Source organism: Providencia sp. PROV040 (assembly GCF_032706145.1).
In the GTDB taxonomy this organism is placed as follows: domain Bacteria; phylum Pseudomonadota; class Gammaproteobacteria; order Enterobacterales; family Enterobacteriaceae; genus Providencia; species Providencia hangzhouensis.
This window is the reverse complement of the sequence record NZ_CP120530.1, coordinates 2,497,758-2,512,307: the sequence shown is the minus strand read 5'-3', so window position 1 is coordinate 2,512,307 and position 14,550 is coordinate 2,497,758. Positions and strand designations below refer to the sequence as shown.

At 38.1% G+C, this 14,550-nt stretch carries 18 protein-coding genes; 9 read left to right on the top strand and 9 right to left on the bottom strand.

Annotated features, from left to right (window positions below):
- Positions 1–57: 57 nt before the first annotated feature.
- From P3L40_RS11510 to P3L40_RS11500, 3 genes are all read right to left on the bottom strand, one after another.
- A complete protein-coding gene (locus P3L40_RS11510) occupies positions 58–780 on the bottom strand; it encodes an amino acid ABC transporter ATP-binding protein (RefSeq protein WP_004254533.1) in 723 nt (240 codons plus the stop codon).
- Positions 767–1,531: an amino acid ABC transporter permease gene (locus tag P3L40_RS11505; protein ID WP_004254530.1), complete on the bottom strand. Its 765-nt coding sequence runs from the start codon at positions 1,529–1,531 to the stop codon at positions 767–769. The genes P3L40_RS11510 and P3L40_RS11505 overlap by 14 nt, the downstream gene beginning before the upstream one ends.
- Before the next feature lie 65 nt (positions 1,532–1,596).
- A complete protein-coding gene (locus P3L40_RS11500) occupies positions 1,597–2,364 on the bottom strand; it encodes a basic amino acid ABC transporter substrate-binding protein (RefSeq protein WP_004254527.1) in 768 nt (255 codons plus the stop codon).
- Positions 2,365–2,662: 298 nt separating this feature from the next.
- On the opposite strand from P3L40_RS11500, the gene P3L40_RS11495 reads away from it, so the two are divergent.
- From P3L40_RS11495 to P3L40_RS11470, 6 genes are all read left to right on the top strand, one after another.
- On the top strand, positions 2,663–3,571 hold the full coding sequence (locus tag P3L40_RS11495) for an AEC family transporter (protein WP_094960602.1): 909 nt from the start codon (positions 2,663–2,665) through the stop codon (positions 3,569–3,571).
- 104 nt (positions 3,572–3,675) lie between these two features.
- Positions 3,676–5,136 (top strand): AMP nucleosidase, encoded by a 1,461-nt coding sequence (locus tag P3L40_RS11490; protein ID WP_409373457.1) that lies wholly within the window; start codon positions 3,676–3,678, stop codon positions 5,134–5,136.
- Entirely contained in the window at positions 5,117–5,680 is a 564-nt protein-coding gene (locus tag P3L40_RS11485; protein ID WP_004254518.1) for a GNAT family N-acetyltransferase, read from the top strand. Before P3L40_RS11490 ends, P3L40_RS11485 begins: the two co-directional genes overlap by 20 nt.
- 30 nt (positions 5,681–5,710) lie before the next feature.
- Positions 5,711–6,133, top strand: a complete 423-nt coding sequence (locus tag P3L40_RS11480; protein ID WP_210852494.1) for a helix-turn-helix domain-containing protein — start codon at positions 5,711–5,713, stop codon at positions 6,131–6,133.
- Between the two features lie 105 nt (positions 6,134–6,238).
- The gene (gene accA / locus P3L40_RS11475; protein ID WP_094960599.1) at positions 6,239–7,198 is read left to right on the top strand and encodes an acetyl-CoA carboxylase carboxyl transferase subunit alpha; all 960 of its coding nucleotides are present in this window, start codon (positions 6,239–6,241) and stop codon (positions 7,196–7,198) included.
- Between the two features lie 45 nt (positions 7,199–7,243).
- A complete protein-coding gene (locus P3L40_RS11470) occupies positions 7,244–8,134 on the top strand; it encodes a LysR family transcriptional regulator (protein WP_136134963.1) in 891 nt (296 codons plus the stop codon).
- On the opposite strand, the gene P3L40_RS11465 is transcribed toward P3L40_RS11470, so the two are convergent.
- The 5 genes from P3L40_RS11465 to P3L40_RS11445 all read right to left on the bottom strand — a co-directional run bounded on the left by P3L40_RS11465 (position 8,135) and on the right by P3L40_RS11445 (position 10,807).
- Positions 8,135–8,593, bottom strand: a complete 459-nt coding sequence (locus P3L40_RS11465) for an RES family NAD+ phosphorylase (RefSeq protein ID WP_110591697.1) — start codon at positions 8,591–8,593, stop codon at positions 8,135–8,137.
- Positions 8,590–9,051: an antitoxin Xre-like helix-turn-helix domain-containing protein gene (locus P3L40_RS11460; RefSeq protein ID WP_004254502.1), complete on the bottom strand. Its 462-nt coding sequence runs from the start codon at positions 9,049–9,051 to the stop codon at positions 8,590–8,592. The genes P3L40_RS11465 and P3L40_RS11460 overlap by 4 nt, the downstream gene beginning before the upstream one ends.
- Positions 9,052–9,139: 88 nt before the next feature.
- Positions 9,140–9,607, bottom strand: coding sequence for a DUF1456 family protein (locus P3L40_RS11455; RefSeq protein WP_036957750.1), 468 nt, complete (start codon positions 9,605–9,607; stop codon positions 9,140–9,142).
- A gap of 187 nt (positions 9,608–9,794) precedes the next feature.
- The gene (locus P3L40_RS11450; protein WP_004254498.1) at positions 9,795–10,109 is read right to left on the bottom strand and encodes an AzlD domain-containing protein; all 315 of its coding nucleotides are present in this window, start codon (positions 10,107–10,109) and stop codon (positions 9,795–9,797) included.
- Positions 10,106–10,807, bottom strand: coding sequence for an AzlC family ABC transporter permease (locus P3L40_RS11445; RefSeq protein WP_004254495.1), 702 nt, complete (start codon positions 10,805–10,807; stop codon positions 10,106–10,108). Before P3L40_RS11445 ends, P3L40_RS11450 begins: the two co-directional genes overlap by 4 nt.
- A gap of 473 nt (positions 10,808–11,280) precedes the next feature.
- Between P3L40_RS11445 and leuE the strand changes: the two genes are divergently transcribed.
- Positions 11,281–11,922 (top strand): leucine efflux protein LeuE, encoded by a 642-nt coding sequence (gene leuE, locus P3L40_RS11440; RefSeq protein ID WP_272693255.1) that lies wholly within the window; start codon positions 11,281–11,283, stop codon positions 11,920–11,922.
- A gap of 351 nt (positions 11,923–12,273) precedes the next feature.
- Positions 12,274–12,747: an NUDIX hydrolase gene (locus tag P3L40_RS11435; RefSeq protein WP_036957747.1), complete on the top strand. Its 474-nt coding sequence runs from the start codon at positions 12,274–12,276 to the stop codon at positions 12,745–12,747.
- A 29-nt stretch (positions 12,748–12,776) separates the two neighbouring features.
- Here P3L40_RS11435 and P3L40_RS11430 read toward each other — a convergent pair whose 3' ends face one another.
- The gene (locus P3L40_RS11430) at positions 12,777–13,391 is read right to left on the bottom strand and encodes a LysE family translocator (RefSeq protein WP_136134961.1); all 615 of its coding nucleotides are present in this window, start codon (positions 13,389–13,391) and stop codon (positions 12,777–12,779) included.
- 149 nt (positions 13,392–13,540) lie between these two features.
- Between P3L40_RS11430 and P3L40_RS11425 the strand changes: the two genes are divergently transcribed.
- Positions 13,541–14,425 carry a LysR substrate-binding domain-containing protein gene (locus P3L40_RS11425; protein ID WP_136134960.1) on the top strand — a complete coding sequence of 295 codons (885 nt, stop codon included), beginning with the start codon at positions 13,541–13,543 and terminating at the stop codon, positions 14,423–14,425.
- Positions 14,426–14,550 lie beyond the last annotated feature (125 nt).

Below are 14,550 nucleotides of genomic sequence, written 5' to 3'. Positions count from 1 at the left end.
AATAAAAAGACCTGGCTATCAGAAAAACCTGCTTAGCATACTAAGCAGGCTATAAAATTAAAGTACTTTACTTAGAAACTCCGCAGTCCGTGGGTTTTTAGGTGCAGTAAAGAGTTGTTCTGGCGTGCCTTCTTCTTGAATAATACCTTGGTCAATAAACAAGACTCGGTCGGCAACTTCACGTGCAAACCCCATTTCATGGGTGACGATAACCATTGTCATACCTTCATTTGCAAGGGTTTTCATCACTGAAAGAACCTCACCAACTAATTCGGGGTCAAGTGCAGATGTCGGCTCATCAAATAACAAAATGGATGGTTGCATGGCTAACGCTCTAGCAATAGCGACTCGTTGTTGCTGCCCACCGGATAAACTGGCTGGCCATGCATCAATTTTATCTAACAACCCTACCTTGATCAGAAGTTGTTCTGCTTGTTTAAGTGCCAATTCCTTTTTTATTCCTTTCACTAAGGTTGGCGCCATCATCAAGTTTTCTAACACGGTCATATGGGGGAATAGGTTAAAACGCTGAAACACCATCCCCACATTTTCTCTCATTTTATTTAAATCAGTTTTAGGATCATGAACGTTAAAACCATTGACTTGAATTTCGCCCCCGTCAGGGCGTTCTAGCGCATTCAAACAACGTAAAAAGGTACTTTTTCCTGAACCAGAAGGGCCAATGACACAAATCACTTCTTGAGGTTTAACTTCACAAGAAATGCCTCTAAGTACATGAGCATCACCAAATTTTTTTTGTAAATTATTAACGTAAATCACTTCTGCCCAACCTTCTTTCCATATATTGCACCAACTGAGCAAGTATAAATGTCAGCATCCAATAAATCACAGATATTGTTAAGTAGGGTTCCCAGTAAGTTGCGTAAGCGCCGGAGACTGTTCTTGCTGCATAGGCGAGATCGGCCAAACCAATTGCGGAAGCGAGGGAGGAGTCCTTGACAATTGCGATGGCATTATTTCCCAATGGGGGAAGAATGCGCCGAAAAGCTTGCGGAAGAATCACCTTGCGCATTGTTTTTGCCCAACTCATACCAAGCGCACGAGAGGCTTCCATTTGCCCTTTATCAATGGATTGAATACCCGCACGGAATATTTCAGAGACATAAGCTCCTGAGTTTAAAGTAATTGCAATGACGCAAGATAGAAAAGCACCGTAATCGGAGCGGAGCATTTTAGCGGTATCAACAGACATTAACCCTGATGTAACAAATAAGCCATCACGAGGGTTAATAAACAGTGGCACTAAGGCAAAGTGAACAACCATTATTTGAACAAATAGTGGAGTACCACGAAAGGCACTGACATAGAAGCGAACTGGCCACTGTACAAAATAGTGTAAAATAGGTTTCCAAATCCCTTGTTCAGCTTTGGCCGTTCTGCCTAAACCGAGGGTTAATCCCCATAGTGAGCCTAAAATAACGCAAATGATGGTTGCTTTTATCGTCATCATTGCGCCTTCAGCAAATAATGGAGCATACTCTTCAATTATTTCCCAACGAAACGCAGACATCTTAATTTTCACCCTGATTTAAAACGTGAAAAAGCCATCCATAGATGGCTTTAAGTTAAATTTAATTATTGTTTTGGTAATTGAGGAACATTTTCATCAAACCATTTTTGGTAAATTTTATTGTATGTACCGTCTGCAATAATCTTATCTAAGCCATTATTTATTTTTTGCTGTAATTCACTATTTCCTTTAGCGACAGCAATACCAAAATATTGTTTTTCGAAATGGTTATCGTAAATCAGTTTAAATTTTTTCTCAGGGTGCGTTTTTATATAATATTTAATTACGCCGACATCACCAACTGCAGCGTCAATGCCATCTTCGAATAGTTCTTGTAATAAAAGAGGAGTATTGTCAAAACGTTTGATTGCTGTACTGTTTTTACCTATTACATCAGAAACAACAATATCACCAGTGCTGGAGTTCACAACACCTACATTCAGGTCTTTTAAGCTATTTAAGTCTTTAACATCAGATGTTTCACTGATGACGATCGCTTGCTCAGCCGGGAAATAGGGGTTAGAGAAATCAACCATATTTTTGCGTTTATCTGTAATTGTGATCCCCGAAATTAAAATATCTCTATCACCAGACGATAAGGTCGCAAAAATTCCTTCCCAAGGGGTATTGACAAGTTTAACGTCAAAACCTTCTGCTTCTGCAATTGCTTTAATGATGTCAATATCAAAGCCTTCGAGCTGTTTTTGGCTATTTTCATATTCAAACGGACGGTAAGTCCCACCAGCACCAACGGTATAGCTTTCTTTTGCGTAAACATTCCCGGCGAAGGCTGCCAATGACATACAGCCAGCAAAAACTAATTTTTTAAACATACTAACCTCTTTAATTATGCATTTATAATGAATAAAAATACATAATATTGAACTCCTAAGCAAATGATTTTTATATGTCGAAGTGAGATAAGTTTAGGAGCTTGTGTTTTAAGGGCGGAAAAATATATTATTTAAATATAAATAAGAGAAAGTCGATGCAATCTCGATTTAATCGAAAATAAGCTAAGAAAAGCAAAACATAGGAATAGCGCTTTTTTTACCTATCAGCTACAAAAATTTAACGATAGACTGATTAACAAACTCACTTAATGCTCAAATAAAAACAGATTACGTTCTCATGGATAAGATTCTATTAGTTTTGTGGCCATTATTTGCTCTGATTGCAATGGGATTTGTATTGCGTCGCTCGACAATATTCACCACTGATTTTTGGCCGAGTGCTGAAAAATTAAACTATTTTATTTTGTTTCCTGCATTATTAATTAACAGTCTCGCAACTGCACCTTTGGACAACCCTAAATTACCCTATTTAGCGAGCGCCATCCTTTGTGTTTTAGCAATTAGTTCTGTGCTAGTTCTAGGTTGTAAATATTTATTCAAAATACCTATCCCGAGATTTGGCGCGCATATCCAAGGAATCACGCGTTTTAATACTTATTTAGGGTTGGCTATTGTTGCTGATTTATTTGGCAAAGAAGGGATCGCTATTGCTGCGGTAATTATGGCTGTTTTAGTACCAAGCTGTAATGTCATTGCTGTGCTTTCGTTATCTTCAGGACAAAAGGTTTCAGCTAAGCAAATTTTATTACCAATCATAAAAAACCCATTGATCATTTCCTGTGTCGTTGGCGTGTTATTGAATATATCCCCAGTGGGATTACCCTTTGGCTCGGACCAATTTTTAAAACTACTCGCAGCTGCCAGCTTACCATTAGGCTTAATCTGTATTGGAGCCGCATTACAAACCTCAACACTAAGAAATGAATTTAAGCCTATTATGGCGTCAACATTGTTACGTTTACTTCTTATGCCTATTTTAGCATTAACAGTGGCGGGCTTATTTTCTTTGCCAAACCTTGAAACAATTCTATTAGTACTATTTTTTGCTATTCCTACTGCGCCAACCGCTTATATTTTAACGCGTCAGTTAAATGGGGACAGCCAACTAATGGCAGGTATAATTACATTACAAACCGTGGCTGCGGTATTCACATTACCAATTGTTTTATCCTTTGTAGTACATTAACTGTGATATAAGTACGTTAATCGCGATATATTTTGCAACTGTCACATTGATACTCTATGTTATCGGAGATAATTTTATCTGATGATAAGGAGTTGTGTGTGTCTTTGGAAAAATGCCAGAAATATGAAAACTTATCTATTGAAGATGTTTTAGATAAACTTTCGTTGTTATATAGCAATGCGATTGATTCATTAAGAGATGCTATCGCTATTTATGTAAAAGAAGGCCGCATACCCGATATTACAGAAAGGGAAAATGGGTTATTTGCTTATCCCGAACTGTGTGTTACATGGGAAGGCAAAGTTGATCATTGCGAAAAAACCCGTGCTTATGCACGTTTTGTTAAACGGGGTGATTACACCATTACGGTGACTCAGCCAGAACTATTCCGTGCTTATTTAGTTGAGCAATTATCTATCCTACAACAGGATTATGATGTCACTTTTTCCGTTCGCCCTTCAAAAATTGAAATTCCTTATCCTTTTGTCATTGATGGTTCAGATTTAGCATTAGATAGGAGTATGAGCAGTAATTTAGCTGCACATTTTCCGATAACCGATTTATCTCATATCAGTGATGATATTACAGATGGTTTGAACTCTGCTACGGATGAAATGCCGCTGTCTCATTTTGATGCATTACGTGTGGATTTTTCATTAGCGCGATTAAAGCATTATACAGGAACCCCACCTGAACATGTTCAACCGTACATTCTTTTCACTAATTATAACCGTTATGTCGATGAATTTGTGAATTGGGCATGTGAACAGGTACGTGATCCTGAAAGTCGTTATATTGCATTATCTTGTGTTGGACATAATTATTTAACCGCTGAGAATGCAGACCCACAAATAGCGACATCAGATTTGACATGGAAAAGATTTCAAATGCCTGCCTATCATCTAATCGCTAGAGATGGGGCAGGAATTACTTTAGTAAATATCGGTGTTGGGCCTTCAAATGCAAAGAATATTTGCGATCATTTAGCCGTTTTACGACCACATGCTTGGTTGATGATTGGCCATTGTGGCGGGTTAAGAGAAAGCCAAAAAATTGGCGATTATGTTCTGGCCCATGCTTATTTGCGTGATGACCATATTCTTGATGATGTATTACCGCCAGATATTCCTATTCCAAGTATTGCGGAAGTCCAGCGTGCGCTATATGACGCTACAAAACAAGTTAGCAATATGCCTGGGGAATTGGTAAAACAACGTCTACGAACTGGAACCGTTGTTACAACAGATGACAGAAATTGGGAATTACGTTTTTTTGCAACGGCTCGCCGTTTTAGTTTAAGCCGCGCGGTTGCCGTGGATATGGAAAGTGCCACAATTGCAGCTCAGGGGTATCGCTTCAGGGTTCCTTATGGCACGCTGTTATGTGTTTCTGATAAGCCTCTGCATGGTGAAATTAAATTGCCCGGTCAAGCAAACAGTTTTTATGAAGGTGCAATCTCAGAACATTTGCAAATAGGTATTCGTGCTATTGATTTATTGAGGAAAGAAGGGGATAAATTGCATTCAAGGAAATTAAGAACGTTCGATGAACCCCCATTTAGATAGCAAGGAGAAGCAATCAATGGCTGTAATACCTGAACTTGAAACAGATAGACTGATATTAAATAAACACCAAGTAAGTGATTTTCCTGCACTTGCGAAGTTATGGGCGACTGAGTCAATGGTTCGTTACATTGGTGGTATGCCTTCTAGTGAGCGCGAATCATGGATGAGAATGTTAGCTTATGGTGGTTTATGGCCATTATTAGGCTTTGGCTATTGGGCTGTCCGTGAAAAAGCGAGTGGTCAATATATTGGTGATTTAGGTTTCGCGGATTTTCATCGTATGGTCGAACCCCATGTTAAAGGCATTCCAGAAGCGGGTTGGGTCATTGCACCTGAACATCAAGGAAAAGGCTATGCAACAGAGGCTATGCAGGCTGCACTGTCTTGGCTGACGAAAGAAAATAAGTATCGGCAATCTATTTGTTTTATTGAACCGAGGAACTTAGCTTCTTTACGTGTGGCTGAAAAGTTAGGTTACGTTGTTGACCGTGAAATTTTTATGAATGGCACGATTACGGTGTTACTGCGCCAACAATTAGCCTGATTAGCGAGTATTATAGCGGGTTAGTATTTCATGTATGATGAGTTAGATATTTCTCAAGTTAGCCAATTATCAGGTTTAGCAGCATCAACCCTACGTTATTATGAAGAGAGAGGGCTGATTAAGCCGATAGGGCGTAAAGGGTTAAAACGGGTTTATCACGGGAAAGACGTAATAACCCGTTTGTCTTTAATTGCATTGGGGCAAGAAGCTAAATTTTCACTCGATGAAATTGCTAGCATGCTCAACCATAAGGATGGCCCTAATATTGAACGTGCGAGCCTACTTGAAAAAGCAGAAGAAATTGAGCAAACCATACAGGGGTTATTAGCCTTAAAAAAGGGTATTTTGCATATTGCGAATTGCCCTGAAGAAAATCACTTTTTATGCTCTAATTTTCAAAAGATTATGGAAAACAGCTTAAAATCAAATTTGCTAAAGAAAAGTCAGCGTTAAAACATTATCCCATTCTTGATAACAATTAATCCTATTTTTAAGCATAGAATGGGATTTATTCTCTGATTACACTCCTAAGATTGCTGTTACCATTTTAGGAACGTTATGACTAATCATTTTCTTGCATTTGAGAAACCTATCGTTGAACTCAATGACAAAATTGAAGCGCTTATTGCCTTCAAGCAAAAAGGACATCCATCAGAGATTAAATTAGAAGAAGAAATCCAGCTCTTGAGAAAAAAGAGTCATTCGCTTACGAAAACCATATTTGCATCGCTTGGGGCATGGGAGATTGTCCAATTAGCGAGACACCCATTAAGGCCTTATCCCCTTGATTATATTCCATTAATATTTACTGAGTTTCAGGAATTAGCGGGTGACAGAGCTTTTGCTGATGACAAAGCGCTGGTGGGTGGCCTTGCTCGTTTAGATGGTAGGCCGGTTATGGTGCTTGGGCAACAAAAAGGGCGGACAACAAAAGAGAAAGTTATGCGTAATTTTGGGATGCCATCGCCAGAAGGCTACCGTAAAGCACTTCGTTTAATGAAAATGGCGGAACGTTTCCACTTACCAGTGATGGTATTTATTGATTCTGCTGGGGCTTACCCCGGTGTTGGTGCTGAAGAGCGCGGGCAAGCAGAAGCTATTGCACGCAATATTATAGAAATGTCTCATTTAAAAACCCCTATTATTTGTGTCATTACAGGTGAAGGTTGTTCTGGTGGTGCATTAGGGATTGGTGTGGGGGATCGTATTAATATGTTGGAATACAGTACTTATGCGGCGATATCTCCAGAAGGTTGTGCCTCTATTTTATGGAAAGATTCCCAGAAGGCACAAATTGCAGCGGAAGTAATGGGAATGACCGCTCCACGGTTAAAAGAGTTAGGTATTATCGATACCATTATTTCTGAGCCTTTGGGTGGGGCTCACTGCGACTATCAGTTAGCTGCACAACAATTAAAACAACAGTTACTCACTGATTTAAATGAGCTAACTCAATTAGACATAGACGTATTACTGGCACAGCGGTATCAAAAAATAATGGATTTTGGTTACTGCTAATGCTATTAGTGCAAGTTAATAGCGCGTGAACTATAGGAATTAGAAATGGCTGTTGACCTGAATTTATTGAAAGTGTTTATTGCCGTCGCGACACAAGGAAATTTTGTTAATGCGGCAAAGTTACTTTCAATGCCAACATCGAATGTGAGTCGTTATATTAAACAGTTGGAACAACAACTTAACAGCCAGTTAATTGAACGTACAACCCGGCAAATGCGGCTAACGGAAACAGGAAATATTTTATTTGAACAAAGCCAAAAACTAGTCAGTGAATTAGAGCAAGTTGTAGTGCAAATATGTCATCCACAACAAATTACAGGCACGTTAAGGCTAACTATTCCCAGTGAATCCGGTAGTTTATTATTAGCAGATTTATTAGCGAAGTTTGCATTATCTCACCCACAATTGAATATTCACTGTGATACACAATTAATACCTCAAGATGTTATTAGTGATGATATTGATTTGTTACTCACTTTTCATCGTGGTCATCTTGAAGACAGTAGCTATCACTCACGTCTGATCAAATCATGGCAAAGCGTTGTTGTTGCATCACCCCAATTAATTGAAAAAGTAGGAAAACCGTGTTCATACTCTGACTTAGCCAATATGCCGTGCATTTCGAGCTTGAGTGCATTACAGGGGCAACCGTGGATATTTATTGATTCATCTGGCTTACAGAAAAAAGTGATAATTGACAGCAGCTACCGAGTGAATAGTGGTATTTTGGCTCATACTGCTGCAGTGAATGGGGTAGGTTATGCTATTTTGGCGTTAGATGCATGCGAAGAACAGATTAAACAGAAGAAATTAGTGCGGATAGCATTCGATGAAGTATCGCCAGCGCCTATAGAACTTCGCGCGGTTTATGCGAGCCGTAGTGCATTATCACCGAAAATAGATGCTTTTTTACAGTATTTATTAGCAAATATCTAATTATGCTAAGCGCGGGTCAACACTAAAATCTAGTGGTTTAACGGTATGTAAAGCTTTTTGAAATTGCGGATGTAACGGGTTAATAATTGCGTTGTATTCATAGGGAACAATACAAGAGGGAATTAATAATGCTAGACTATCTTGGTTATTAAGCCATATAGTGCCAATATCCATGGTGGAGGTTGGTGCGGGGTCTTGTTGCCAATCTGTCGGAAGGTGATCTAACGACAATTTCATCACGTACTTATCATTGATATCTATGGATAGTAAGCTGAACTGGCTCAATAGTATGTCTTGATTGATGTGAACGAGTACTTCAAGGGTCGCTAATGAAATACTCGTTGAAGTATAAACAGCAGGAGTCCCTTTATGATTCCAACGCCCGCCGTAGAGCATAGCTCCTTGGCCCGACCATGCATCATGCGCAAAATTGGATTTAACCAATCGATATAAAATCATGAGAATACGCCATGTTCAATACGGCCAATCAAATCAATCACTTCAATGGCTCCGCTTTCTGTCGCAATAAGCTCAATAGGGCGTAAATGTCCTAACCCTTTAACTGGGTGGTTAAGCCAATCACTAGCCGCGTGCTTATCTCCATTAAATAAACGCACCGCAGCATCGAATACCCGCACTAGACGAGCAATTCTCTCACTTTCATCAGCATTAAGGGGCTGGCCAGCATTTTTACGTCGAGCAATATTGCGCTCATTAATGCCGGATATTCGCAATAATTCAGTTTTGCTCATTCCTGACCATTCTTGGATATTGTCTAAGACAGAGACAGATAGGCCTTGACGCAAGAAATGAGTTAACTCAATACCACGTTCTGCGGGTAACCCTACATGGCGCCACAGTGGTTTAAAGGATGAAGCAGTCGGTTGAAGTGGGGTTGTGGGGATATAGTTTCTCATTTGAACCTCCTGACATTTGTCACTTCTATTATAGACAAATGTCAGGAGAATGCAAAATTAATGAATAAAAAACAAACAAAAATAACGGTTATTTATCACCACGTAGGCGAATTGTCAGGCCTTTTAGGAAGTAACGCAGTAATTGGTCTCCACATTCGCGATAGTTTTTATGCCCAGGTTTACGGAAAACTGCGTTAAGCTCAGGCTTGGATACACGAAAATCAACAAGCTGATAAATTTCAATCATATCCGTATCTTTTAATTCAAAAGCCACGCGTAATTTTTTGAGCATAATATTGTTATTAAGTCGGCTATCGACTTCGGGAGCGGGGTGGTTTTCATCTTTACCACGGCGGTGATAGATTAAGCCATTTAGAAAATGACCCATTACATTATCGTTACATTCAACATATTCAGGTTCATTATCTTTTTTTAACCAAGCCACCATTTCTTCTTTTGTTACAGCCAAATCTGCGAGTTTTACGATTTTAACCATTTGGGCGTCGCTTAAGTCCAACATATAGCGAACGCTGCGTAAAACATAATTATTAAGCATGGTATTGTATTATCCATTATCTATAAAGGTTAATTGGCTATTTATTGAGTAAGGCCAATAAAGTATTCACTATGACAATCAATGACAGGGTGAAATTGAAAAGGAATGTATTTTGAGAGGGCCATATTATGAGGGATTAACCAAGATAAAGCAAAGCGCTGAACGATGCTTTATCTTAAATAATAAGTTAACCGATAAAATAAATAAGAGAATAGAAAAATACTAAGGTAAGGCCGACAGTTAGCAGCATGTTTTTTAATACAGAAGCCACGATGACACAGAATAGCGCCCCCCATAAATAAGGATTATCAGGGAAGGATCGCAATTCATGGTTTTCTAATAGGATAACAGGGGCACAAATTGCGGTTAATAAACAAGGTGCTGAATACCCTAGTGCTTGACGAACCACAAGAGGAAGGCGTATTGGCAACTGTGGTATTAGAAAAATATAACGTAGAGTAAAAACAACCGCTGTTAAGGTAATAATTAAAAGCCAAATCATTTTTCCTCCTTCAATAAACGTGAAACGGCTACCGAAACAAACATCCCACCCACACCTGCGATAACAATAGCACTACTGAAGGAGTACATTGAAAGTACGATAGCGACAACGAGTGAAAAGATCACGCCACACAACGTACTTATTTTTTTTGTTAATGGAACGACGATTGCAAGCAAAGTTGCCACGACAGAAAAGTCGAGATGTAAGCGGCTCAAATCGCCCACAATATTGGCCATTGCAATCCCACAAAGACTAGTAATTAACCAAACGAGATAAAAACTAAACCCCGCACCAAACAAATAAGGAAAGCTTAAACTCTGACGTTTAGCAGCGCTAATCGCAAATAATTCATCTGTTAATAAGAAACCGATACTAAGGCGCTGAGGAGTTGTAAAGTCTTTAACTTGGGGGCGTAATGTCAGTCCATAAAGTAAATGCTGGGAAGTGATAAAAAAAACAGAAATAACAATCGTGATATAGCCAGCACCCGAGTTAAGCAACCCAAGAGTGACTAATTGTGCCGCACCTGCAAATACCATCGCGGACATCGCCACGCTTTGCCAGAAATCGAGACCAGTTTCGACCGCCATTGAACCTGCTAAAACTCCCCAAGGAATAACAGCAAGATTAAGAGGAGCGGTATGAACAGCGCCTGCCATCATTGCTTTTTGCCATTGATTACTTTGTTGTGACACCATTTACGCTAACCTTATTGTAATTTTGAACACTTATATAACTTGATTGATTTTAAAGAGATGAAATATTAGTAATGAGCTATTTTAGCTTTATACAGGTTTTATCCAATTTTACTTTTAAATAGCACGAACTTTTATGTTATAACGCGAAACCTTAATCAAATCACTACTACTACTTTTATTTATTCTATAAAATTAAATGCTGACTTGATTGTTTATATTGGCATTTATAGCTACTTGATTAGCTATTTATAGTTAACTTCTAACTAAGGCGCTTGTTTTGGTTTGTTATTCTGTTTTTTGATCTTCATTCATTGTTGTTTATCTGGTGTTTTAATATTATTTGGATTTATATTTCATATTGGCATTATTATGTGGTGATATCTTTTATAAGTAATGTAAAGCCTGTATCATATAGTCATAAATAAATGATGTGAATTTTTTGTTATAACTTTTATTGAGTTAGCGGGTTTCCTATGCTTGAAAATCTTGGTATTACAAACTTATGGACTTATCTTATCGGTGTTATTTTTATTACATTGGTACCAGGCCCTAATTCTTTATTTGTTTTAACTAGCAGTGCAAAATATGGTGTGAAAAAAGGTTATAAAGCCGCATTAGGTGTCTTTACCGGGGATGCTGTGCTCATTTTTCTATCATTTTTAGGCGTTGCATCTTTAGTAAAAACATCACCTATCTTTTTTAGTGTTATAAAATACGTAGGGGCGGCTTATTTATTTTATTTAGGGATTAAAACCCTGTATAGCGTATTGCATAAGAAAGAAAATACAGGTGATGTTGATTCAATTATCTTAGAAACCAAGGGCACCTATAAGAAAGCCGTTTTTTTAAGTTTACTAAATCCTAAGATGATCATTTTCTATGTTTCATTTTTTATCCAATTTATTGACCCAGCTTACCCAAGTGCAGGTGTGCCATTTTTCATACTTGGCCTAATTTTAGAAACTTGTAGTATGATTTATTTATCACTGCTAATTTTTGGTGCTGTTGCCGTAACGAATATGGTTAAACATAATAAAAAGCTTTCGAAGTTCTCTAATAGCTGTATTGGTGCTGTATTCTTGATGTTTGGAGCAAAACTTGCATTAACCGCGTAATGGTTTTATCAGAAATAGCCAGTCTATGTGCTGGCTATTCCTCTAATTTGTTCAATTTATTGCGCATCTTTATGATGAACAATAACAAATCTCATGGGTTTTTATTTTGTTCCCCATTCTCAAAGTTCATAGCTTGTTGCTTATAAAAATCAAATTCTTTTTTCAATTTAACCACCTGAGTTAATAACCAATCGCCATCAGCTAAGCATATGATAATTTCTTTCCGCTGACTGCGCTTTAAATGCCTCATGTAAGTTGAAATGGTTACCGTGACTGGAAGGCAACAAGGTGTTAGGCTCAACACCAGAAATACAATGTAAGAATAACAAAATAAAAAAGGGATGTGGTGAGATGAGAGAGGAAGTTAAACATTTTACGGCAACAGCAATGATCCGTAATGAGCATGGTGAGTTTTTATTACACGAACATCAAAAACTTGGTTTTTGGTTACCTCCAGGCGGTCACATTGAAGCAAATGAAGAACCACAACATGCTGTTTTCCGAGAGGTTCTTGAAGAAACTGGATTAGAGTGCCAAGTGGTCAGTTGCGGTTTCCCCTTTGTATCGCAAGTGCAGGATTCATCCCATACACAAGTATTACCGTTGCCCATCGCTATCTTGAAAGAATTTATTGCGGATAAAAAGAAAGGGAACCATTGGCATATTGATATGATTTACTTATGTGAGCTATTACCCTCATCACAATCGCCTTTTGCCCCATTTGAATGGGTGCCATTTGACCAACTCGCCAAACTCAATATTCCAACCGATGTGGTTGAGTTGGCGAAAGTGGTCAATGAATATTATCGATTGCAGGGTAAATAACTACCATGAATGTGAATGTGAATGTGGAGTTAGTTTATATTAAAGAATAGTAGAGATAATCCCAATAAAATCAGTAGAATTCCAATCGTTCGGTCCATAATAAATTGGTAGTTAAGAATTTTGTTTCTGACTGCCGGCGTTGCAAAGAAAATAGCAATTAGACTAAACCAAAGCCAATGAGTGAAAGAAATAAATAGGCCATAACTCAAATTTAGCCAAATTGAGTTCTGTGTACTGATAACTTGGCTATACACAGAAACCACAAAAAACATGGTTTTTGGGTTTAATGCATTTGTCAGAAAACCATTTTTAAACGCGTTTAGGGCCGATAATGGCTTTGATACGGCTTTATCTGAGGATATTTTTACTTTATTGGTCAATGATTTAAATCCGATGTATACCAAGTAAAACACCCCAATAAGTTTAACGATTAAGAATAATGCGGGTAAACTCATAATGACCAAAGTGATGCCAAAAATGGTATAAAACACATGAACCTGCACACCAATAGCAATACCTAGCGCACACAGTAAGCCTGTTTTAATGCCATAGGTATAACTATTACGAGTTACCATAGCAAAGTCTGGCCCCGGACTAATGACTGCTAAAATGGTAATAGTTGCAACTGCAATAATTTCATTCATATTAATTTCCTAAAAGGTAATGAAAACAGACCAAAAACAGATTTATTCTGAAATTGTTTGTTCATTTATTGTTTTTATTATCAATAGATTGAATAAAACTAAAAAGCGATTTATCCTGACATAAATCTGTCAGTTTTTATTACCTATATATGAAACTACCACCGTTAACGTCATTACGTTTTTTTGACACTGCTGCGAAAGCAGGTAGCTTTGTGCAAGCGGCTCAAGAGCTGAATGTGACTCATAGTGCGATTAGCCGACAAATTCGTTTATTAGAAGAACACCTTGGTGTTGAGCTATTCGAACGAAGGAACCGTGCTGTATTTTTAACGGCGAATGGACGAATATTGTTACAAACAACCAGTGCAATATTTGAACAGCTCAAGGAGGGTGTTGAAAAGATAAAAAACAGTACCTTTCCTGATGTTGTTAGTTTGTCTTGTGAACCTACAATCGCAATGAAGTGGTTAATTCCTCGGCTTACACATTTTTATCAACAATATCCCCATATTACAGTGCATTTAGTGGCGGCAGGTGGTGTTATCGATTTCACAAAAACGAATGTTGATTTAGCATTGAGGCGTAATGATTTCAAATGGAATGACAACCTTTGCGCGGTGAAAGTGTGCTCAGAACGTATGGGCATCGTGGTTCGGCCTGAACTTGATTTTAAAGAAAACTTTAGTCATATAACGCTACTGTCAACTCTATCTAGGCCAACTGCATGGGAAACTTGGCAAAATATAAAAGAAATAGTGTTTCAAAATAGTAAAACTATTACATATGAACACTTTTATTTGTGTATACAAGCGGCTTTGGCTGGGCAAGGGGCGGCGCTTGCGTCATTTTTGATGGTTGCGGATGAAGTAAAATCGAAACAATTAACCGCGCCATATGGCTTTATTGAAGATAATTCAGCATATTATTTATTGTCATCTAAACCTGTAGAGCAAGGCAGTGCAGCGGCTATTTTTACGCAGTGGCTAATTGAACAGGTGAATATCAGTATTGAAACTCTGATAGATAAAAGATAATTAGCTATCAAAAAAAGAAGGTTTGGTCATAAAGCCAGCTAATCTTAATGAAAAATAAATAATTTATGCCATAACCTTTTCTTTGCGTGCTATATTTCTCGGCTAGGTTTGGTGTTTTATGTCGG